General features: G+C 69.0%; 22 protein-coding genes. 7 read left to right on the forward strand and 15 right to left on the reverse strand.

The genetic code is table 11. From position 1 onward, the window contains the following. Positions 1-76: 76 nt before the first annotated feature. The 4 genes from prcA to dop form a co-directional block, all read right to left on the reverse strand. A complete protein-coding gene (gene prcA, locus AVL48_RS02075; RefSeq protein WP_074038266.1) occupies positions 77-832 on the reverse strand; it encodes a proteasome subunit alpha in 756 nt (251 codons plus the stop codon). A gap of 64 nt (positions 833-896) precedes the next feature. Then, positions 897-1,733: a proteasome subunit beta gene (gene prcB, locus AVL48_RS02080; RefSeq protein WP_061986551.1), complete on the reverse strand. Its 837-nt coding sequence runs from the start codon at positions 1,731-1,733 to the stop codon at positions 897-899. Positions 1,734-1,806: 73 nt separating this feature from the next. Further along, complete coding sequence (locus AVL48_RS02085) at positions 1,807-2,001, reverse strand: ubiquitin-like protein Pup (RefSeq protein WP_005150863.1); 195 nt, start codon at positions 1,999-2,001, stop codon at positions 1,807-1,809. A 97-nt stretch (positions 2,002-2,098) separates the two neighbouring features. After that, positions 2,099-3,601, reverse strand: coding sequence for a depupylase/deamidase Dop (dop, locus tag AVL48_RS02090; protein WP_061986553.1), 1,503 nt, complete (start codon positions 3,599-3,601; stop codon positions 2,099-2,101). A gap of 43 nt (positions 3,602-3,644) precedes the next feature. On the opposite strand from dop, the gene AVL48_RS02095 reads away from it, so the two are divergent. Further along, positions 3,645-4,163: an NUDIX domain-containing protein gene (locus tag AVL48_RS02095; protein WP_061986555.1), complete on the forward strand. Its 519-nt coding sequence runs from the start codon at positions 3,645-3,647 to the stop codon at positions 4,161-4,163. On the opposite strand, the gene AVL48_RS02100 is transcribed toward AVL48_RS02095, so the two are convergent. The 3 genes from AVL48_RS02100 to AVL48_RS02110 are packed head-to-tail and all read right to left on the reverse strand — an operon-like array spanning position 4,160 to position 6,112. After that, complete coding sequence (locus AVL48_RS02100) at positions 4,160-4,762, reverse strand: hypothetical protein (RefSeq protein ID WP_061986557.1); 603 nt, start codon at positions 4,760-4,762, stop codon at positions 4,160-4,162. The two genes, AVL48_RS02095 and AVL48_RS02100, sit on opposite strands and share 4 nt — an antisense overlap. Before the next feature lie 55 nt (positions 4,763-4,817). Then, the gene (locus tag AVL48_RS02105; protein WP_061986559.1) at positions 4,818-5,771 is read right to left on the reverse strand and encodes an aldo/keto reductase; all 954 of its coding nucleotides are present in this window, start codon (positions 5,769-5,771) and stop codon (positions 4,818-4,820) included. Then, a complete protein-coding gene (locus AVL48_RS02110) occupies positions 5,768-6,112 on the reverse strand; it encodes a hypothetical protein (protein ID WP_061986561.1) in 345 nt (114 codons plus the stop codon). The genes AVL48_RS02105 and AVL48_RS02110 overlap by 4 nt, the downstream gene beginning before the upstream one ends. A gap of 144 nt (positions 6,113-6,256) precedes the next feature. Between AVL48_RS02110 and AVL48_RS02115 the strand changes: the two genes are divergently transcribed. Beyond that, positions 6,257-7,168 carry a DMT family transporter gene (locus AVL48_RS02115; RefSeq protein WP_061986563.1) on the forward strand — a complete coding sequence of 304 codons (912 nt, stop codon included), beginning with the start codon at positions 6,257-6,259 and terminating at the stop codon, positions 7,166-7,168. Between the two features lie 60 nt (positions 7,169-7,228). Here the strand turns inward: AVL48_RS02115 and arc are convergent, their stop codons facing one another. Continuing rightward, positions 7,229-9,031, reverse strand: a complete 1,803-nt coding sequence (arc, locus tag AVL48_RS02120) for a proteasome ATPase (protein ID WP_061986565.1) — start codon at positions 9,029-9,031, stop codon at positions 7,229-7,231. A 363-nt stretch (positions 9,032-9,394) separates the two neighbouring features. Between arc and AVL48_RS02125 the strand changes: the two genes are divergently transcribed. Together AVL48_RS02125 and AVL48_RS02130 are read left to right on the forward strand one after the other, a co-directional pair. Beyond that, positions 9,395-10,228 carry a hypothetical protein gene (locus AVL48_RS02125; RefSeq protein ID WP_061986567.1) on the forward strand — a complete coding sequence of 278 codons (834 nt, stop codon included), beginning with the start codon at positions 9,395-9,397 and terminating at the stop codon, positions 10,226-10,228. A gap of 10 nt (positions 10,229-10,238) precedes the next feature. Further along, positions 10,239-10,688 carry a hypothetical protein gene (locus tag AVL48_RS02130; protein ID WP_061986569.1) on the forward strand — a complete coding sequence of 150 codons (450 nt, stop codon included), beginning with the start codon at positions 10,239-10,241 and terminating at the stop codon, positions 10,686-10,688. A gap of 145 nt (positions 10,689-10,833) precedes the next feature. Here the strand turns inward: AVL48_RS02130 and AVL48_RS02135 are convergent, their stop codons facing one another. After that, positions 10,834-11,658 (reverse strand): tRNA (adenine-N1)-methyltransferase, encoded by an 825-nt coding sequence (locus AVL48_RS02135; protein ID WP_061986571.1) that lies wholly within the window; start codon positions 11,656-11,658, stop codon positions 10,834-10,836. A 60-nt stretch (positions 11,659-11,718) separates the two neighbouring features. Beyond that, the gene (locus AVL48_RS02140; RefSeq protein ID WP_061986573.1) at positions 11,719-12,870 is read right to left on the reverse strand and encodes a site-2 protease family protein; all 1,152 of its coding nucleotides are present in this window, start codon (positions 12,868-12,870) and stop codon (positions 11,719-11,721) included. Positions 12,871-12,998: 128 nt separating this feature from the next. On the opposite strand from AVL48_RS02140, the gene AVL48_RS02145 reads away from it, so the two are divergent. The 3 genes from AVL48_RS02145 to AVL48_RS02155 all read left to right on the forward strand — a co-directional run bounded on the left by AVL48_RS02145 (position 12,999) and on the right by AVL48_RS02155 (position 15,691). Next, positions 12,999-13,892 (forward strand): RecB family exonuclease, encoded by an 894-nt coding sequence (locus AVL48_RS02145; protein ID WP_061986575.1) that lies wholly within the window; start codon positions 12,999-13,001, stop codon positions 13,890-13,892. Between the two features lie 10 nt (positions 13,893-13,902). Next, positions 13,903-14,691 carry a thioesterase family protein gene (locus tag AVL48_RS02150; protein WP_061986577.1) on the forward strand — a complete coding sequence of 263 codons (789 nt, stop codon included), beginning with the start codon at positions 13,903-13,905 and terminating at the stop codon, positions 14,689-14,691. Positions 14,692-14,755: 64 nt separating this feature from the next. Then, entirely contained in the window at positions 14,756-15,691 is a 936-nt protein-coding gene (locus AVL48_RS02155) for a ParA family protein (RefSeq protein WP_061986579.1), read from the forward strand. 87 nt (positions 15,692-15,778) lie between these two features. On the opposite strand, the gene hisG is transcribed toward AVL48_RS02155, so the two are convergent. From hisG to AVL48_RS02180, 5 genes are all read right to left on the reverse strand, one after another. Further along, on the reverse strand, positions 15,779-16,624 hold the full coding sequence (gene hisG, locus AVL48_RS02160; protein ID WP_061986581.1) for an ATP phosphoribosyltransferase: 846 nt from the start codon (positions 16,622-16,624) through the stop codon (positions 15,779-15,781). Positions 16,625-16,657: 33 nt separating this feature from the next. Further along, the gene (locus AVL48_RS02165) at positions 16,658-16,921 is read right to left on the reverse strand and encodes a phosphoribosyl-ATP diphosphatase (RefSeq protein WP_061986583.1); all 264 of its coding nucleotides are present in this window, start codon (positions 16,919-16,921) and stop codon (positions 16,658-16,660) included. Between the two features lie 90 nt (positions 16,922-17,011). Beyond that, positions 17,012-17,503, reverse strand: a complete 492-nt coding sequence (locus AVL48_RS02170) for a methylated-DNA--[protein]-cysteine S-methyltransferase (protein WP_061986585.1) — start codon at positions 17,501-17,503, stop codon at positions 17,012-17,014. A gap of 16 nt (positions 17,504-17,519) precedes the next feature. Further along, the gene (locus AVL48_RS02175; RefSeq protein ID WP_061986587.1) at positions 17,520-18,983 is read right to left on the reverse strand and encodes an AlkA N-terminal domain-containing protein; all 1,464 of its coding nucleotides are present in this window, start codon (positions 18,981-18,983) and stop codon (positions 17,520-17,522) included. A 55-nt stretch (positions 18,984-19,038) separates the two neighbouring features. Beyond that, positions 19,039-19,719 carry an HAD family hydrolase gene (locus AVL48_RS02180; protein WP_082857513.1) on the reverse strand — a complete coding sequence of 227 codons (681 nt, stop codon included), beginning with the start codon at positions 19,717-19,719 and terminating at the stop codon, positions 19,039-19,041. Between the last annotated feature and the right edge of the window lie 16 nt (positions 19,720-19,735).

Raw genomic sequence — 19,735 nt, forward strand, 5'->3', positions numbered from 1 at the left:
AAAGTCCGTGAAGGCCTCCTTCCCTACCTTGAGCGTAGGAAAGGAGGCCTTCACGGACTTTCGGTGGGGCGCAGTCCTACTTGGACTCACCTTCAGGCTTGTCGCCCTCGGCCTTGTCCGTCTCCGGTTCCTCCGGCTCGACGGGGAGCAGCGCGTCCAGCGCCGCCCCGGCGACCCTCCGGAACTTGCGGCCGCGCCGCTCCCGCTCCAGGACGGCGACCTCGAGCTTCACCGGGTCCGAGTCGCCGTTCGTGGGTGCCGGGGTGTTGGCGCGCAACGCCTTCACCGCGACGCCGAGCGCGTCGGCCAGCTCCATGTCCGGCTCGAAGCTCTCCTTGAGCTTCGTGGTGAGCGTATCGGCCTGACCGCCCATCACGACGAACTTCGGCTCGTCGTAGATCGAACCGTCGTAGGTCAACCGGTACAGCTGGTCTTCGGCCGCGGTCGCGCCGACCTCGGCGACACAGACCTCCACCTCGAACGGCTTCAGCTGTTCGGTGAAGATGCTGCCCAGCGTCGCGGCGTACGCGTTCGCCAGGGCACGCGCGCTGACGTCCCGGCGGTCGTACTGGTAGCCCTTCAGGTCCGCGTGCCGGATACCGGCGACCCGCAGGTTCTCGAATTCGCTGTACCGGCCCACGGCCGCGAAACCGATCCGGTCGTAGATCTCCGACACCTTGTGCAACGTCGCCGAGGGGTTCTCGGCCACGAACAGCACGCCACCGCGGTACTTGAGCACGACCACGCTCCGGCCGCGCGCGATGCCCTTGCGCGCGATCTCGGAACGCTCCCGCATCAGCTGCTCGGGAGAGGCGTACAACGGCATCGTCACTGTGGTGCTCCGCTCTTTCTGGCTCTCATCGGAAAGGGAACAGGGAGGAAGGCCTCAAAACCGCCTAGCGCCCGCGCTCGGCTCGCGCGGCCACGACGGCCTCGGCCACCGCGGTCGTCTGCTCCACCGGCACGGCGACGGCACCCTGTTCCGCGGTGACCGTGACGACCGTCGGGAAGATCCGGCGCACCAGATCCGGCCCGCCGGTCGCGCTGTCGTCGTCCGCCGCGTCGTACAGCGCCTCGACCGCCACGCGGATCGCGCCTTCGGCGTCCGCGTCGGGGTCGTAGAGCTTCTTCAGCGCGCCCTTCGCGAACAGCGAACCCGAACCGATGGCGTGATACCCGGCGCGCTCCTCGTAGCGCCCGCCCGTGGGGTCGTACGACACGATCCTGCCCGCGTGCTTGGCGTCCTCCGCCTCGAGGTCGTAGCCGACGAACAGCGGCAGCACGGCCAGGCCTGCCATCGCCATCTCCAGGTTGGACTTCACCAGCCCGGCCAGCTTGTTCGTCTTACCGTCGAGCGAGAGCGAGACACCCTCGATCTTCTCGTAGTGCGCCAGTTCGACCGCGTACAACCGCACCATCTCGATCGCCAGCCCGGCCGAACCCGCGATCCCCACCGCCGAATACTCGTCGGTGACGTGCACCTTCTCCATGTCGCGCGAAGCGATCAGGTTGCCCGACGTCGCCCGCCGGTCACCGGCGATCAGCACCCCGCCCGCGAACTTGACCGCGACGATCGTCGTACCGTGCGGCGCGGCGAGCCCCGCCGCCCCCGCCGCGGCCCGCCGCTCGGGCAGCAGCTCGGGCGCCTGCGCCCGAAGGAAATCCGAGAACGACGAGGTCGCAGACGAGAAGTACGCGGCGGGCAGCGCCGACTTACCCGAGGTGTGTTCCATACGTGCTCAAAGTTCCAATCTGTGTGATCCGCCGGCTCCGCACCGGCGGCCGCGGGGGCCGCCGGAAGACGAGCTACTCGCCGCCCTTTTGCACGTACGCGCGAACGAAGTCCTCGGCGTTCTCCTCGAGTACGTCGTCGATCTCGTCGAGGATCGTGTCGACGTCCTCACCGAGCTTCTCGCGTCGCTCCTGGCCGGCCGGACCGCCGCCCTCGAACTCTTCGTCCGAGTCGCCGCCGCCGTGCTTTTCGATCTTTTCCTGAGCCATCTCGCCTCCCGGTGTGGCCGATGTTTCCTAGCCTACCCAGCGGTCCCGACATTCCGCGGGATCCGTGATCGCTTAACACTGAGGAAAGGAAAACCCGCTAGTCCGAACCGGTGAGCGCCTCCACCAGCTCCTCGGCGGTCGCCGAGTCGTCCAGCAACTTCCCCACGTGCGCCTTCGTGCCCCGCAGCGGCTCCAACGTCGGGATCCGCACCAGCGATTCCCTGCCGACGTCGAAGATGACCGAATCCCACGACGCCGCGGCGATGGAGTTGGCGTACTTCTCCAGCGTGCGGCCCCGGAAATAGGCCCTGGTGTCCGAAGGCGGCGTCGTGACCGCCTCCAGCACCTCCTCCTCGGTCACCAGGCGCTTCATCGAGCCCCTGGTGACGAGCCTGTTGTACAGGCCCTTGTCCAGCCGGACATCCGAGTACTGCAGGTCGACCAGCCGCAATCGCGGCGCGCCCCAGCCCAGCTGGTCCCGCGCGCGGTAGCCCTCGAGCAACCGCAGCTTGGCGGGCCAGTCCAGCCTGTCCGCGCATTCCTGGGGATCCCGCGCCAGCGCGTCCAGGATCTCGCCCCAGACCCGCAGGACCTCCTTGGCTGCCTCGTCCGCGCCGGTGCGCTCCAGATTCGCCGACGCGATCTCGTGATAGGCGAACTGCAGGTCCAGCCCGGTGTACTTCCGTCCGTTGGCCAGCGACACCTTCGCCTTCAGCGTCGGGTCGTGGCTGATCTGGTGCACCGCGCGCACCGGCTCGTCCAGCTTGAGGTCGTCGAACCGGATGCCCGCCTCGATCAGGTCCAGCACCAGCGCCGTCGTCCCCACCTTGAGATAGGTCGAGTACTCGGCCAGGTTCGCGTCCCCGATGATGACGTGCAGCCTGCGGTACTTGTCCGCGTCGGCGTGCGGCTCGTCGCGGGTGTTGATGATCCCGCGTTTGAGCGTGGTCTCCAGGCCGACCTCGACCTCGATGTAGTCGGAGCGCTGCGAGAGCTGGAAACCGGCTTCCTCGCTCTGCTGGCCGATACCGACCCGGCCCGAACCGGTCACCACCTGTCGGGAGGCGAAGAACGGCGTCAGCCCGGCGATCACCGCGGTGAACGGGGTCGACCGCTGCATCAGGTAGTTCTCGTGCGTGCCGTAGCTCGCGCCCTTGCCGTCGACGTTGTTCTTGTACAGCTGCAACCGGGGCTGGCCGGGGACGGTGGCCGCCTTGCGCGCCGCCTCCTCCATGACCCGTTCGCCCGCCTTGTCCCAGATGACCGCGTCGCGCGCGTTCGTCACCTCGGGCGCCGAGTACTCCGGGTGAGCGTGGTCGACGTACAGCCGGGCGCCGTTGGTCAAGATCACGTTGGCCGCGCCGAGGTCCTCGACGTCCGGGTCGTGCCCGGGGCCGCTCGGCCCGGTCAGGTCGAACCCGCGGGCGTCACGCAAGGGCGATTCGACCTCGTAGTCCCATCGCGCCCGCCTCGCCCGCGGGATGTCGGCCGCGGCCGCGTAGGCCAGTACGACTTGGGTCGAGGTGAGTACCGGGTTCGCCGTCGCGTCGCCCGGCACCGCGATGCCGTACTCGACTTCGGTTCCCATGATCCGCCGCATACCCACCACCCTACGGGGTCGGGGCCGTGCGACGATGCCCCCCATGTCAGGCAGTGACGAACTCGTTGCGCTCTATGACCTCGGCGGAACCGCCGTGGGGGAAGCCGCCCGCTCCCGGGTGCGTGCCGAGAACCTGTGGCACGCCGCCGGCGTCGTCTTGGTCCGTTCGAGTGACGGAAACTCCGTCTACGTGCACCTGCGCACGCCGACGAAGGACGTCTATCCCTCCACTTGGGACTGCTGGGCGGGCGGCATCGTCGCGGCGGGCGAGACCCCGGAGGACTGCGCGCGCCGCGAACTGGCTGAAGAACTCGGTGTTCACGGAGTGGAACTACAGCCGCTCTTCGTCCACATCACCGACGACGGCACGATCCGCTGCCACAACTTCGCCTTCGAGGCCCGCTGGGACGGCCTCTTCGTGCATCAGCCGTCCGAAGTCGTCGAAGGACGATGGCTGACGCTGGACGAGTTGCGTTCGTGGCTCGAGGATCCGGAGAGCCGGTTCGTCCCGGACGGACGGCTCGGCGCGCTGGAGTGGTTCCGGCGGGAAGCCGCCCGCTAGGCCGAACGGAGGCGCCGCACCACGATCGGCAGCAACCGACGCGCCGCGTCGGTCGCCCGCGCCTCGGTCCCGGCGGTCACGCTGAGCGCGGAAACGAGCTTCCCCTTGGCGAGCAACACCGTGCACGTCGTGCCTTCGCACCAGGCGCGCTGCGCTTCGACGCCGGGCTGCCTCGTCAGCGTGAGTTTCTTGCCCTCACAGACCGCCTGGGTGACGACGTCGGAGGCGTCTCGGTCGGTGTACTCGGTGACCTGATGCTCCAGCATCGAGCCACTCGGGTACGACCACGCCGTCGAGCGGCTCGTGCCGCGGGTGAGGCCGGTCAGACAGCCGGACACCTTGCTCTCGCCGGGGACGACCTCTTCCTCGGCGACGTCCTCGTCGGTCAGCAACGCGGCGGAAACCGCCGCGGGGACCGGGGCCGCGGTCGACGGCGGCACCGGCGCGGCCTGCGGCTTGACCGAAGGCCGCGTGGGCTCGACCGTGGGCGTCGGCGCCGGGTCGTCGTAATAGGTGTCGAGGTCGTTGGGACGGTCGGCGCAGCCCGACAAGCCGAACAACGCGACCGTCGCCACCGCGAGCACCTGCCGATGACGCACCCTCAAGCCTCCCCGGTGTCCCGCCAGTGGTTTGCCGCGAGACTAGACCAGCCCGTCAGTGCCAGCCGAGGCAGGACCTGTGCCGCCAGTAGGCGGCGGGTTCTTCGGCGAGCCCGTCCAGCTCCGCCAGCTCGTCCGCGGTCAGCTTCACCTTCGTGGCAAGGAGATTCTCCGCGAGCTGCGCCGTGCTCGACGGGCCGATGACCGCCACCGGCCGCCACTCCCGCGCCAGCACCGCCGCGATCGCCACCGCGTCCGGGCCCGCGTCGTGCTCCCGCGCGATCCGGGCGAGTACCGGCGGCGGTTCGACCACCAGGCGTCCGTTCGCGACGGTTTCCTTGACCAGGACCCGTTTCCCGGCCGCGTGTGCCTCCGCGAGCGCCGGGCCGACCGAAGGTTCGAGCAGGTTCCACGTCGACTGCACGGCACTGAAGACCGGCGTGCCGGCCACTGCCAGCTCGAACGCGCGGCGGACCGCGTCGGCCTGCGCGGGTCCGGACGTGGAGAATCCCACCGGGACACCGTCGGCGGCGAGTTCGGCCAGCGCGCCGATCAACCGCTCGTCGGTGAACAGCGGACTGTCCACAGTGAGCGAGTGGACCTGGTAGAGCGACACCGCTTTCCCCAGCAGGTCAACGGTTTCCGCCCACTGTTCGGCGAACCGCGCCGCGGTGTGCTCCTTGACCTCGTGCACGTCGGCGTCGAGCTGCCACTCCCCCACGTAGCGGTAGCCCCATTTACTCGACACGGTGACGTCGTCGTGGGCGCGATCGGCGAGCCACCCGGCGAGGAACTCCTCCGAAGAACCATACGAACGGGCGACGTCGATCCAGCGGACGCCCGCGCGGTACGCGTCGTCGAGCACGTCGTAGGTCGCCGCGCGCATCGCGTCGAACCCGCGTCCCGGCGGCAGCGCGTCGACCCGGCCGAGATTGATGTACGCGGGCCTGCCGAGCGCGGCCAGTCCGACGGCGATCCGTTCGCCGACGGGGCTTTCCGAGTGGGTCACCGGGTTCCTTCGTTCTTGTGGCGGAGGATCGCGAGCCACTGGCTCGAGTTCTGCGCCTGCCGATGGAGCTTTTCGAGGCGGGCGGCCGGGGCCCGAACGTAACCCTTGCCGAAGACGGGCGCGATCTGGCGGAGGCTGGCGCCCTCTTCCCTGGCGGCCAGCAGTGCCCAGTCGGACGCGTCGGCGCAGGCCGCGGAGGCGCGCCGCAACTCACCCAGCAGTTCGATGAGTTCGGGAGCGCTCACCTCCCCCGCTCCGACGGCGGCCGCCGTCGTTTCCAACCATGCCAGGACATCGGCTTCGGTGATCGGCGCGCGCGGGCGCCCGGAGGATTCGCTCACAACCCCGAAGTATAGGGCGTTATACGCACGTCGGTGACCGGCGGCGCGCCGGAGAGCTCGGACACAGCGTCCGAAATCCGCTGGAGTACTTGGAGGTTTCCGGATTCACTGAGCCCGGAGCTTGAGGATTCAGGAGAAGGACAATTGGGACGTTTCAGTATCGCGATCCGGTTCGCGGCACTCGCGATCGTGTGGGGTGCGAGTTTTCTGTTCATCAAGGTCGGTCTCACCGGCCTGTCGCCCGCACAGGTGGCGCTTTCCCGCGTCTGCCTCGGCGCGCTGGCGCTGATCGCCATCGCGGCCTGGCGGCGCAAGCCACTCCCCCGTGATCCGGCGCTCTGGGGTCACCTCGCGGTCCTCTCCGTGCTGCTGTGCGTCATCCCGTTCCTGTTGTTCTCCTGGGCCGAGCAGTACATCTCCTCCGGGCTCGCCAGCATCTTCAACGCCACGACCCCGCTGATCACCATGCTCATCGCCGCGGCGGCCCTGCCGTCCGAGCGGTTCACGAAGGCCCGCACGACGGGTCTGCTCCTCGGCTTCCTCGGCGTGCTCACGATCGTCGGGGTCTGGCAAGGGATCGACGTCTCCCACGAGCTGACGGCGCAGCTGGCGTGCCTGGGCGCGACCACGTGTTACGGAATCTCGTTCGTCTACGTCCGGCGGTTCATCTCCTGGCGCAACCTCGACGCGCCGACCATCGCGCTCGGCCAGGTCTGTTGCGGCGCCGTGGTGATGCTGGCACTCGCGCCGTTCATCGCGACGTCGCCGGTGCGCCTCGACACGCCGATCGTCTTGAGCATGATCGCACTCGGCGCGCTGGGCACAGGGCTCGCCTACGCCTGGAACGCGTCGATCATCGCGGCCTGGGGCGCGTCGAACGCCTCGGCGGTGACCTACCTCACACCGGTCGTCGGTGTCCTGCTCGGTGTCCTGGTCCTCGACGAACCCTTGGCATGGAACCAGCCTGTCGGCGCGTTGCTCGTCGTCCTCGGGATCCTGGCCGCGCACGGCCGGTTGAGCCCGCGCAAGAAAACCGCGGAACCCGTAGCCGCGTAAGACACACCGAAGGGGCTCTTCACCACATGGCATGCGGTGAAGAGCCCCTTCGGTTTCGTATTACAGGTACTGACCGGTGTTCGTGGCGGTGTCGATCGCCCGCCCGGAATCCTGGTTCTTGCCGGTGACGAGCGTGCGGATGTAGACGATCCGCTCGCCCTTCTTACCGGAGATCCGGGCCCAGTCATCGGGGTTGGTCGTGTTCGGCAGGTCCTCGTTCTCCGCGAACTCGTCCACGATCGCGTCCAGCAGATGCTGCACACGCAAACCGGGCTGCTGGGTTTCCAGCACCGACTTGATGGCCGACTTCTTCGCCCGGTCCACGATGTTCTGGATCATCGCGCCCGAGTTGAAGTCACGGAAATACAGGACCTCCTTGTCACCGTTGGCGTAGGTGACCTCGAGGAACCGGTTCTCGTCGGTCTCCTCGTACATCCGCTCGACCGTGTGCTGGATCATCGCGTCGAACGTCGCCCGGCGGTCGCCGCCGAATTCGGCGAGGTCGTCCGCGTGGATCGGCAGACCGTCGGACAGGTACTTGGAGAAGATGTCCTTCGCGCCTTCGGCGTCCGGACGCTCGATCTTGATCTTGACGTCGAGCCGGCCCGGCCGCAGGATCGCCGGGTCGATCATGTCTTCACGGTTGGAGGCGCCGATGACGATGACGTTCTCCAGGCCCTCGACACCGTCGATCTCCGAGAGCAGCTGCGGGACGATCGTGGTCTCCACGTCGGAGGACACGCCCGAACCGCGGGTGCGGAAGATCGAGTCCATCTCGTCGAAGAACACGATCACCGGGGTGCCTTCGGAGGCCTTTTCCCGAGCCCGCTGGAAGATCAGGCGGATATGCCGCTCGGTCTCCCCGACGAACTTGTTCAACAGCTCCGGACCCTTGATGTTCAGGAAGTAGGACTTCCCGTCCGCCTTGTCGCCGCGGGCTTCCGCGACCTTCTTGGCGAGCGAGTTGGCCACTGCCTTGGCGATGAGGGTCTTACCGCAGCCAGGAGGCCCGTAGAGCAGCACGCCCTTCGGCGGGCGCAACTGGTACTCCTGGTAGAGATCAGCGTGCAGGAACGGAAGCTCGACGGCGTCGCGGATCTGCTCGATCTGCCGGGTGAGGCCACCGATGTCCTCGTAACGGACGTCGGGCACCTCCTCCAGCACGAGATCCTCGACCTCCGCCTTCGGCACGCGCTCGTAGGCGTAGCCGGCCTTCGAGTCCACCAGCAGGGAATCGCCCGGCTTGAGGTGCTGTTCGGCCAGCGGATCGGAGAGCAGGACGACCCGCTCCTCGTCCGCGTGCCCGACCACGAGCGCACGGGGGCTGCCGCCCTCGACGTCCGGGGCCAGTACCTCGCGCAACGCGCAGACCTCGCCGATCTTCTCGAAGTCGCCGCCTTCCACGACGGTGAGTGCCTCGTTGAGCCGCAACGCCTGTCCGCGCTGCAGGGTCGAGACCTCGACCGCGGGTGAAACCGAAACCCGCATCTTCCGGCCCGAGGTGAAGACGTCCACCGTGTTGTCCTCGTAAGCGGTCATGAACACGCCGTAACCGCTCGGAGGCTGGGCCAGCCTGTCGACCTCCTCTCGCAACGCCAGTAACTGGCCACGCGCCTCGCGGAGCGTCTCGACCAGCTTCGTGTTGCGTTCGGTGAGTTGGCTCACGCGTTCCGACGCTTCGGCGAGTCGCTGCTCCAGCACTCGGTTCTGACGTGGCGAATCGGTGAGCTTCCGGCGCAGCAAGGCCACTTCCTCCTCGAGGAAGCGAATCTGACGTGCCTGCTCGTCGGACGTTGTTCCAGCTCCGGTCGTTTCTGAAGGGTCGGCCTCCTCGCGCCGACCTCCGGGAAGGTCATGATGCATCGGGCACCTCCTCGGAGTGCTTTTCATTCCACGGTACCGGCGATCACCGACAATAAAAGGCCTTTCCGCATCACAAGATCGGCGCGTCGCGTTCTGGGGACCTCGACTGCACGTACGTTCCCGCCGCGCAAGAGGCCATCCCGGTGCCGGGTCCGACACTCCCATGGTCACAATCCGTCCACCTGCTCTGACCTGCGCCGGAATACCCGGCTCCGTACGGGTGCAAACGGGTTTCCGGTATCAGTTCGGCCCTAATCGAGCGGCGATCCGGGTCGATGGCTAGCATCGGGCCGACGTTCGCCGGGTCGGCGGACCGGCCTGTCGTGTTGAGCATTTTCGCAGAACAGCTAGGGGGCAACAGCCATGACTTACCCGCCGCAGCAGCCCGGCGGCTACGGGCAGGACCCGTACGGCCAACAGGGCGGGTACCCGCAGAGCGGCCCCCAGCCGCAACAGGGATACCCCGGGGGTGGCCAGTACGGCCAGCAACCCGGTCAGTACGGGCCGGACCAGTACGGCCAGCAGGGCGGATACCCGCAGAGCGGGGCCCAGCCCCAGCCGGGATATCCCGGCGCCACGCAGCAGTTCGGCCAGCCGGATCCCTACGGTCAGCAACAGGGCGGCTACAACGCCTACCCGCAGGAAGGCGGCTACGGTGAGCCGCCGAAGAAAAAGAAGACCGGGCTGATCGTCGGCATCGCGATCGGCGCGGTCGTCCTGGTCGGCGGCGGGGTCACCGCGCTGGTCATCGCGCTGAACTCCGACGACGGGGACAAGACCGCCGCACCGCCCGCCAGTTCCAGCAGCGCCGCCCCGACGGGTTCCGCTTCGTCCTCGGCGCCGAAGTCGTCGTCCTCCTCGACCCGGACCAAGTCCAGCTCGCCGAGCACCCCGAAGGGATCCGGCCCGGCGCCGCTGGGCAAGGCGACGCCGCAGGAAGTGGCCGACGCCGTCATCGCCGCCTACAACGCCGGTGACGGCAAGACCGTCGCGCAATCGGCCTGCCGCAGCGTGAACACCAAGGACGAGGTGCCGATCGGCAAGGACATCAAGATGGAGAAGACCGGGGAGATGACGATCAGCGGCGACACCGCGAAGCTCCCGGCCAAGGTCACCCAGGGCACCAAGGTCGACACGGGCAACCTGAACTTCAAGAAGGAGTCCGACCTCTGGTGCTTCACCGGCGGCAAGAGCTGACCCGAAGCCGGTGTCCAGCAGGCTGATCGCCGTTCTCGCCGGCTGCGGCGCGGTCGTGGTGGGTGTCGTGGTGGGGCTGCTGCTGGTGGCCCCGTCCGGCTCCGGCCCGGCCGCGTCGAGCACGGCGCCCGCTCCTCCGGGGCCGAGCTCGTCCCGTCCGGTCCCGGTGGATCCGGACGTGGCCGCGGTCGAGGTGGTCGGCAAGGCGATCGCCGCGGCCATCGTGAACCACGACGCGACGGCGTTCGGCAAGCTCACCTGCGTCCAGCAGTCGTCGGCCTCGCTGGCCGAGCTGAAGCGGAAGTGGGAGGCCGCGGGCAAAGTGAGCGCGACCGTCCCGGATCCGCCGTCGGTCGGCGGCGACTCGGCCACCGTGACCGTCCACGTCGAAGGCGCGGGCGGTCAGAAGGACACCCCGTTCCCACTGAAGAAGCGGGACGGCAAGTGGTGCGTGCCGTGAAGGCCTCCTTCCCCACCTTCAGAGTAGGGAAGGAGGCCTTCACGGCCTTGAGAAGACAATCAGGCTAGACGCAAGCGGATATTTTCCCTGAATGCGTCCTCTGTGGTAATGACGGTTCTAACCGTCCTGCCACTCACGACCCGCGTCAGCCCTTGCCGGAGCGGCGGTGGACACGCGGCGAAACGGTTCCGTCGGCGAGACGGCGCGCCGTCAGCAGGAACGCGGTGTGCGCGACCATCCGGTGATCCGGCCGCACCGCGAGGCTCACGACGTGCCACGGCCGCATGAGCGTCTCCCACGACTCCGGCTCGGTCCAGCACTGCTGATCCCGCAAGGCTTCCGTGATCCGCGACAGCTGTGTGACCGTCGCCACATAAACCGTCAGCACGCCGCCGGGCACCAGATGCGCGGCGACCGTCTCCAGCTGATCCCAGGGCGCGAGCATGTCGAGCACCACCCGGTCGACCTCGCCGGTGTGCGTCGAAAGATCCGCGACCGTCAGCGACCAGTTGTCCGGTTTGGTCCCGAAGAACTTCTCCACGTTCCGTTCGGCGTGTTCGGCGTGGTCGTCCCGGATCTCGTAGGACTGCACGGTGCCCTCGGAGCCGACCGCCCGCAGCAGCGAACAGGTCAGCGCCCCGGAACCGGCACCGGCTTCGAGCACCCGCGCGCCCGGGAAGATGTCGCCCCACATCACGATCTGCGCGGCGTCCTTCGGGTAGATCACCTGCGCGCCGCGCGGCATCGACAGCACGTAGTCCGGCAGCAGCGGCCGCAGCGCCAGATAATGGCTGCCGCCTGCCGAAGTGACGACCGAACCCTCCTGCGCCCCGATCACGTCGTCGTGCGCCAGCGCGCCGCGATGGGTGTGGTACTGCTGTCCCTCGGCGAGGACCATGGTGTAGTGCCGCCCCTTGGAGTCGGTCAGCTGAACCCGGTCACCAACACGAAACGGCCCACGGACCGACACTGAACCTCCATAGCGCAAACACTTGATCGACGATCGATCCTCGCAGGTGGCCGGATCGCGCTACGCCGGGGGTCGGCTCCGGGTCATCGCGGCGCGCAGGTCCTCGCGCCGGAGCACTCCCGCGGGCCTGCCTTCGTCGTCCACGACGAGGAACTGCCACGCGGCGGTTTCCCGGACCCGCTCGGCGATCTCCTCCCCCGACTCCGAGGAAAGCAGCACGGTGTCGGCGCGGATGGGCTCCGCGGCCATCTCCGCGGGCGCGTGCGGCGAGGTTCCGGCCAGTTGCGCGGCGGCCGTCTCGTCGAGCAGCCCGGCCGCGACGCCGTCGGCACGCACCAGGACGACCCCGCGGCCCGCCGAAGCGGCCAGCGCGTCCGAGACGGGGCTTTCCGCGGGAAGCTGGAGAACGGGCCGGACGAGTTCGCTCAGCCGTACGCCTTCGGGCCAGCCTCGACGCGCTTCGGCGGCGAGTTCGCTTCGCGCGCCGAGGATCACGAACCACGCTGTCACGACGCAGACGCCGAGCCGGAGCCAGCGGTCCTCGCTGCCCGCCGCCAGTCCCCACAACGCCCAGATGACCAGTCCCGCCGCGACGAGACCGCCACCTACGACGGCGGCGCGGGTACCCTTGTCGCGGCGTCCGGTGACGGCCCAGACGCCGGCGCGGACCAGTCGTCCGCCGTCGAGCGGCAGGCCGGGCAGGAGATTGAAGATCCCGACGGCGAAGTTCGCGACGGCGCATTCGGCGATGAGCAGCCAGGCCGCGCTTTCCGGCGGGACGGCGAACATGAGCAGCCCGCAGAAACCGCCGAGCAGCAACGAAACCACCGGTCCCGCGGCGGCGACGAGTCCTTCGTGCCGCGGCTGGCGTGGTGTCCTGGCGACCTCGGAGAGACCGCCGAGGAGGAACAGCCGCAGGCGCCGGACCGGGATGCCCAGGCGCAACGCCACCAGGCAGTGCCCGAGTTCGTGTGCCAGCACCGACAGTCCGAGCAGGACCGCGAACGCGGCCGCCAGCAGCCACGAGGTCAGCGTCGTCGCGCCGGGCAGGAGCCGTCCGACCAACGGCGTGTAGAGGACGACGATGATCAGGGAGCCGATCCACCACGAAGGCGCGAGCAGCACGGGGATGCCGGAGACGCGGAACAGCAGGAATCCACCGTCCGGCGCCACGCCTCGTCGAGGCGGGCCCTGCTCACCCGTCACCGCCATGTGCAGAGCGTAGATGTCCAGGTGTGGGGTGCCGGTAACCCGCCCTGCCCGTCCGGGTGGTGTCGGTCATGCCCGCTCCGGTGCGTCGCGGCCACGGAACTGTCGGTACCCGGCGCTACCCTCCCACCATGCCCGACACCGACACGGTCACCGCCGATCCGCCGCCCGGCGCCGAAGTCCCGCGCCGTCGGCCGGCCCTGTCCCCGTCGCGTGCCAGCGACTTCAAGCAGTGCCCGCTGCTCTACCGGTTCCGTGCGGTGGACAGACTGCCCGAGATCCCGACGAAGGCCCAGCTGCGCGGCACGCTGGTGCATTCCGTGCTGGAGCGCCTGTTCTCCCTTCCCCAGGCCGATCGCACTCCCCCGCAGGCCAAGGAGTTGCTCGCGCCGGCGTGGCGGGAACTGTCCGCGGAACGCCCGGAATGGATCGAGCTGTTCGATCAGGACGATCCCGAGGCGGTCACCTCGTGGCTCGCTTCGGCCGAGCAGCTCGTCGACACCTACTTCGGGCTCGAAGACCCGCGGCGGCTGGAGCCGGAGGCGTGTGAGCTGCACGTCGAGATCGAGCTGGGCTCCGGAGTGCTGCTGCGGGGTTACGTCGACAGGCTGGACGTCGCGCCGACCGGCGAGATCCGCGTCGTCGACTACAAGACCGGCGCCGCGCCCCGCGAGATCGGCGAGGCCAAGGCGATGTTCCAGATGAAGTTCTACGCCGTGGTCCTGTGGCGGCTGCGCGGTGTCGTGCCGCGCCAGCTGAAACTCATGTACCTCACCGACGGGCAGTCACTGGCCTACACCCCCGACGAGGCCGAGCTGATCCGGTTCGAGCGCACGCTCGAAGCGATCTGGCAGGCGATCCTCAAAGCGGGCAAGACCGGCGATTTCCGGCCCAATCCGAGCAAACTCTGCGCGTGGTGCGATCACCAGGCGGTCTGCCCGCAGTACGGCGGCACTCCCCCGCCCTATCCCGGCTGGCCCGAACCGGATCCCGGCGAGGAGTCCGTATTGGACCGTGCGGATTAGAGTGTCTGTTGTGACGGAAGCCTTCTACGTCCCCTCGGGCGACGGAAAGTTCGTGCCGACCGAGCACACCGCGGGCCCGTGGACCCCGGACGCGCAGCACTTCGGGCCGCCGTCGGCGTTGCTGGTGCGCGCGCTGGAGGAGATCGAGGCACCGCACGCGAGCCAGCTCGCGCGAGTGACGATCGAGATCCTCGGCCCGGCGCCGTTGGAGGAGCTTTCGGTGCGGGCGGCGGTGAAGCGGCCTGGCCGGTCGGTCGAGTGGCTGGAGGCCGAACTCGTCCACGGCGAACGCGCCGTCGCGCGGGCCTCCGCGTGGCGCATCGCGACCTCGGACACCACGCCGGTGGCCACTTCGGAAGGCCCGGCCCTGCCGTCGCCGGACGAGCTCCCGGCGTCGAGCTGGCCCGAAGGCTGGCACGGCGGCTATCTCGGCGCTGTCGAGTGGCGGCGTGTCCGCGGCGCGCTCGACGAACCCGGCCCCGCGACGGTCTGGGGACGACAGCGCGTCGCTCTCGTGGACGGGGAGAAGCCGAGCGCGCTGCAGCGGCTGTTCGTGCTGGCGGACTCCGGCAACGGGATCTCGAACTTCCTCGATCCCCGCGAGTGGTGGTTCATCAACTCGGAGCTGACAGTGCACCTGCGCCGTCCACCACTGGGTGACTGGATCGGCGTCGACGCGGCCACCCTGGTCGGCCCGAACGGCATCGGCACGGCGACGACCACGCTGCACGACGCGTCCGGCCCGCTCGGCTCCGGAGCGCAGGCGTTGCTCGTGCGGCCGCGACAGGCGGGCTCATAGACGCGCTTTCTCGGCGTGTTTCCAATAGCCTTCCCGGAACAACAGACGCAGGGAGCGCTTCGGCATGCAGATCACCTCGGTGGTCAACCAGAAAGGCGGGGTCGGCAAGACCTCACTCAGCGTGGGCGCGTCGGCCGCACTGGCCGAACGCGGTCGCCGGGTGCTGCTGATCGACCTCGACCCACAAGGACACGCGACCACCGAACTCCTCGGCTTGGACGAGGTGGCGCCGGACGCGCCCAGCCTGGCGAAAGCCCTGACCAAGGTGTGGAAGGGCCCGATCGAGGAACTCGCCGTCCGGCATCCGCGCAGCAACATCGGCCGCGGCGGCGCGTTCGACGTCATCCCGACGTCGCCGGGCATGTTCGACCTGATCAGACGGCTCGACCAGTTCCGGGTGCCGGGCTGGCAGCTGGCCAGGGTGATCCAGTTCGCGAACTACGACCACATCATCATCGACTGCCCGCCCGCGCTCGACGTGCTGACCAACAACGCGCTCGCCGCCTCCCACGGGATCCTGGTTCCGGTGCAGCCGGACCGCACGAGTATCCGCGCGCTGCGCCTGCTCTCGGACCAGGTGCGTTACGTCGAACAGACCGTCGGCCGTCCGCCGATCGCCTACTACGGCCTCGTTCCCGGGCTGTACCGCCGTCCGATCTCGCATTACGCGGCGGCGGCGCTCCAGGAGCTGTACACGTTCGGAATCCCGATGCTTTCGCACGTCCCGCTGGGCGTGGTGATGAACGAGGCCGCCGCGCACGGTGTGCCCGTGACGACCTACGCACCGGAAACCCTGCAGGCACTGTCGTTCCGGGAGATCGCGGAAACGCTGGACGGATATCTGCGGAACCATCCGGCGGCGGCGATCGTGCCCGCGGACGAGGAGTTCGTCTTCGAAGACTTCATCACCGAGGTCTCGGTGGCCCGCAGCGCCAACGACAACGGCGCGCGGAAGAAGCTCTACGACCTCATGCCGAAGAAGCCGAACCGGCCCCGGTAGCCAACGCCATGAAAGGTCCTTTCCTTGCGAATTTCGCAAGGAAAGGACCTTTCATGGCGTCTGTGACCGAGTGACCCTGACCGGGGGTCAGAGGCGGCAGGCCCGGATATCCGAAGCCAGGACGGCCTTCGCGCCGGTCTCGGCGAGTTCGTCCATGATCCGGTTGACCTCCTTGCGCGGGACCATCGCCCGCACGGCCACCCAGTCGTCGTGCGCAAGCGGCGCGACGGTCGGCGATTCGAGGCCCGGCGTGATCGCGATCGCCGCGTCGAGCAGCGAACGCGGGCAGTCGTAGTCCAGCATCATGTAGTGCTGGGCGAAGACGACGCCCTGCAGCCGCGCCTTCAGCTGGTCCTTGGGCCGGGTGTGATCGGTGCCCGCGCGCTGCAGCAGCACCGCCTCCGACACGCAGATCGGGTCACCGAAGGCCACCAGGTTGTGCTGGCGCAGCGAACGACCGGACTCGACGACGTCGGCGATGGCGTCGGCCACGCCGAGCTGGATCGAGATCTCGACGGCGCCGTCGAGGCGGATGACCTCCGCCTCCACCCCGTGCTGCTTCAGGTTCTCCCGGACGAGCCGCGGGTACGACGTCGCGAGCCGCTTGCCCTGCAGGTCTTCGGGCTTCCAGTCCCTGCCCGCCGGCGCGGCGTACCGGAAGGTGGAACCGCCGAAGCCGAGGCCGAGGATCTCCTCGACCGGCGCGCCGGAGTCGAGCGCGAGGTCGCGGCCGGTGATGCCGAGATCCAGCTCGCCGGATCCGACGTAGATCGCGATGTCCTTCGGACGCAAGAAGAAGAACTCGACCTCGTTGACCGTGTCCAGCACGGTCAGGTCGCGGGCCTCATGTCGCTTGCGGTAGCCGGCCTCTCCGAGCATCTCCGACGCGGCGGCGGCGAGGGCTCCCTTGTTCGGCACGGCGACACGCAGCATTGCTTCTCCTTGGTTCTCCGGGACGCGAGCGCGTCACAGGTACCGGTACACGTCCTCTGTCGTCAGCCCGCGGCCGAGCATGAGCACCTGCACCCGGTACAGCAGCTGTGAAATCTCCTCCGCGAGCCTGTCGTCGGATTCGTGCTCGGCGGCGATCCACACCTCGCCCGCTTCTTCGAGCACCTTCTTGCCCTGGGCGTGCACTCCAGCGTCCAGCGCGGCGACCGTGCCGGAACCGTCGGGGCGCGTGACCGCGCGGTCGGCAAGCTCGGCGAACAGCTCATCGAAGGTCTTCACGGTCCGAGATCCTTCCATCCGCACCGCGACCGCGCTGCCCCGGCCCAGGGTGGTGACACCGGCGTCACACCTCCGTGTCCGTGAACGCGCTCAGAACAGCGTGGCGCCTCCCCGTTCGAAGTCGAGCAGCTGCCGCTTGAGGTCGATTCCGCCGCCGTAGCCGGTGAGGTCGCCGTTCGAGCCGATGACGCGGTGGCAGGGCACGATGATCCCGATCGGGTTCTTGCCGTTCGCGAGGCCGACCGCCCGCGCGGCGGTGGGCCGTCCGAGCCGGTTCGCGAGTGCGCCGTAAGAGACCGTCTCGCCATACGGGATTTCGCACAGGCTTTCCCAGACCATCCGCTGGAACGGGGTACCGGCGAAACTCAGCGGGAGGTCGAAGTCCCTCCGCTGGCCGGCGAAGTACTCCTTCAGCTGCTTCTCGGTCTCCACGAAGATCGGCGCTCCGGGATCCGGCTCGCCGAAGGTCTCCTCCGCCGGACGATGGCGTTGCCCGACCATGTAGAGCCCACAGAGGCTTTCGCCCTCCGCGACCAAGGTCTCCGGGCCGTACGGGGTGGCGATGACGGTATGCGTGCGCATGGCGCTCCTTGCGAACTCAGGCGGCGGGCAGCCGGTTGATCGGGTGATCCCCGGTCGCCCAGAGGTGTTGGACGGCGTAGGCGCGCCAGGGCCGCCAGCGCTCGCCGTGCGCGACGAGGGCGGCCGGGGTCAGCCCGTACTCCTTCGCGGCGACCTTGACGCCGAGGTCGGTCGGCAGGAAGGCGTCCGGGTCGCCGAGCGAGCGCATCGCGATGCTCTCGACGGTCCACGGCCCGAAGCCGGGCAACGCGCGCAGCCGTTCCCGGGCGCGCTGCCAGTCGCTGCCCGCTCCGAGGTCGAGGTCACCGCCGGTCAGCTCGGCGACGAGACCGAGCAGCGTCCGCTTGCGGCTCTGTGGCATGGCGAGGCTTTCCGGGTCGATCTCCGCGAGCGCGGCGGGATCCGGGAAGACGTGGGTGAGGCCGCCGTCCGGGTCGTCGATCGGCCGGCCGTGCGCGAGCACCAGCCGGGCGGCGTGCGTCCGCGCGGCGGCGGTCGACACCTGCTGCCCCAGCACGGCGCGGACGGCGAACTCGTCGCCGTCGACGGTCCGGGGCACCCGCCTGCCCGGCGCGGCGGCCACGAGCGGCGCGAGCAGCGGATCCGCGGCCAGGAGGTCGTCGATGGCGAGCGGGTCGGCGTCGAGGTCGAGCAGGCGGCGGCAGCGGCTGATCGCGGTCGAAAGGTCGCGCAGGTCCGACAGGGTGAGACGGCAGCCGATGTGGCCGTCTTCGGGTTTGAGCGCCACGACGGCGGGACCGTGCGGGAGCCGCAGTGTCCGGCGATAGGCGCCGTCGCGCCACTCCTCGACGCCGGGGACACCGGTCGCGACGAGATGCCCGAACAGGTTGTCCGGGAACAACGGCTTCCGATAAGGCAGGCGCAGGTTCAGCGTCCCGGGCGCGACCGCAGGCGCGGTGCGCACTCGCGCCCGCAACTCCGTCGGGGACAACGCGAAGACCTCGCGGACGGTGTCGTTGAAAGTCCGGACGCTGCCGAATCCGGCGGCGAGCGCGACGTCGATCATCGGCAGGCTCGTGGTCTCGATCAGCAGCCGCGCCGTCTGCGCGCGCTGCGCCCTGGCCAGGCTGAGCGGGCCCGCGCCGAGTTCGGCGCGCACGTGCCGCTCGACCTGCCGGACGCTGTAGCCCAGCCGGGTGGCCAACCCGCTCACTCCGTCGGTGTCGACGACGCCGTCGGCGATCAGCCGCATCGCCCTGGCCACCAGATCCGCCCGCTCGTTCCATTGCGGCGAACCGGGACTGGCGTCCGGGCGGCAGCGTTTGCAGGCGCGGAACCCGGCCTCCTGCGCGGCCGCCGCACTCGGGTAGAACCTCATGTTCTCCGGTTTGGGCGGGACCACCGGGCAGCTCGCCCGGCAGTAGATCCGCGTCGTCAGGACGGCGGTGAAGAACCAGCCGTCGAAACGGTCGTCCTTCGCCTGTACCGCCCGGACGCAACGCTCGAAGTCCTCATGCACCCAGCCAGCATCACCGACCACGCGGCCGGGGTCTAGCGAAAATGCGACATCGAGGTCAGGGCAGGAGCGCGGTCAAACCCGGCACGTCGAGGCCGACGAGCGAGGAACGGAACACGCGCCGCTCCCCCGGCTCGACGTCGACGTCGTTCGGGATCACCACCACCGTGCACCCCGCCGCGGCCGCGGAAGCCGCGCCCGGCGGCGAATCCTCGATGGCGACGCACCGGGAAGCCTGGACTCCCAGCAACTCCGTCGCCAGCTGATACGGCCTGGCGTGCGGCTTGTTCAGCCCATCGACCTCGTCACCGCAGACGGTGGCCGCGAAATACCCTCGGCCGATGGTGTTGAGGGCGAGTTCGGTCAGCGACCGTTCGGTGGAGGTGACCAGCGCCATCGGCACACCGTGCGCGCGCAGCAGGTCGAGCAGTTCCCGCGCGCCGGGCCGCCACGGCAGGGGTCCGTCGAAGAGGTTGGCCGTGCGCTCGCGGATCCACTGCCCCATCTCCACGATCGACTCGGGTGTGACGGGTTTGGCGCACACTTCGAGCAGGAACGCGGCCGTGTCGTCCATATTGGACCCGACGAGGCTCAGCCGCTGCTGCTCGGTCAAGGTGCCGCCGAGGGATTCGACCGCCTCGTAGAGCGCGACGTCCCACAGCTTCTCCGAATCGACCAGCGTGCCGTCCATATCCCACAGCACGGCGGCGAGTCCGTCCGGTGTGGACGGTGCGGTCACGGCTCCCCCTTCACGG

Origin of the sequence: Amycolatopsis regifaucium, from assembly GCF_001613935.1 — a bacterium.
GTDB classification, from domain to species: domain Bacteria; phylum Actinomycetota; class Actinomycetes; order Mycobacteriales; family Pseudonocardiaceae; genus Amycolatopsis; species Amycolatopsis regifaucium.

Coding starts and splice junctions, on each gene's coding strand:
- AVL48_RS02085 (WP_005150863.1), bottom strand. CDS start 2,001: ATGGCTCAGGAAAAGATCGAAAAGCACGGCGGCGGCGACTCGGACGAA.
- AVL48_RS02095 (WP_061986555.1), top strand. CDS start 3,645: ATGTCAGGCAGTGACGAACTCGTTGCGCTCTATGACCTCGGCGGAACC.
- AVL48_RS02170 (WP_061986585.1), bottom strand. CDS start 17,503: ATGCGCACGCATACCGTCATCGCCACCCCGTACGGCCCGGAGACCTTG.
- prcB (WP_061986551.1), bottom strand. CDS start 1,733: ATGGAACACACCTCGGGTAAGTCGGCGCTGCCCGCCGCGTACTTCTCG.
- hisG (WP_061986581.1), bottom strand. CDS start 16,624: ATGCTGCGTGTCGCCGTGCCGAACAAGGGAGCCCTCGCCGCCGCCGCG.
- AVL48_RS02155 (WP_061986579.1), top strand. CDS start 14,756: ATGCAGATCACCTCGGTGGTCAACCAGAAAGGCGGGGTCGGCAAGACC.
- AVL48_RS02140 (WP_061986573.1), bottom strand. CDS start 12,870: ATGGCGGTGACGGGTGAGCAGGGCCCGCCTCGACGAGGCGTGGCGCCG.
- arc (WP_061986565.1), bottom strand. CDS start 9,031: ATGCATCATGACCTTCCCGGAGGTCGGCGCGAGGAGGCCGACCCTTCA.
- AVL48_RS02145 (WP_061986575.1), top strand. CDS start 12,999: ATGCCCGACACCGACACGGTCACCGCCGATCCGCCGCCCGGCGCCGAA.
- dop (WP_061986553.1), bottom strand. CDS start 3,601: ATGCGGCGGATCATGGGAACCGAAGTCGAGTACGGCATCGCGGTGCCG.
- AVL48_RS02125 (WP_061986567.1), top strand. CDS start 9,395: ATGACTTACCCGCCGCAGCAGCCCGGCGGCTACGGGCAGGACCCGTAC.